This window comes from Hyphomonas chukchiensis (assembly GCF_000682695.1).
Lineage (GTDB): Bacteria > Pseudomonadota > Alphaproteobacteria > Caulobacterales > Hyphomonadaceae > Hyphomonas > Hyphomonas chukchiensis.
This window is the reverse complement of sequence record NZ_AWFG01000007.1, coordinates 1-243: the sequence shown is the minus strand read 5'-3', so window position 1 is coordinate 243 and position 243 is coordinate 1. Positions and strand designations below refer to the sequence as shown.

Below are 243 nucleotides of genomic sequence, written 5' to 3'. Positions count from 1 at the left end.
ACGCGGGCTGTATGCGCTGGGCGGGCCAGACACGCAAAGCACACCGCACCCCTTTGCCGTCGCCCAGGCATTGGTGCCCGGCAGCTATGTCTCGTTCGAGACGGCCCTGTCCTATCATGGCTGGATTCCGGAAGCGGTCTACACGACCGCGAGCGTGAACACGGGCCGCAAGACGCTGACCCGGGACACGGAGCGGTTTGGCCATTTCAGCTTCCACCCACTGGCGATTGCGCCCTACCAGTT

General features: G+C 64.6%; 1 protein-coding gene. It reads left to right on the top strand.

The features are described from left to right. Positions 1-243, top strand: a 243-nt coding sequence (locus HY30_RS20165) for a type IV toxin-antitoxin system AbiEi family antitoxin domain-containing protein (RefSeq protein WP_034737196.1), incomplete at both ends; no start/stop codon positions are given.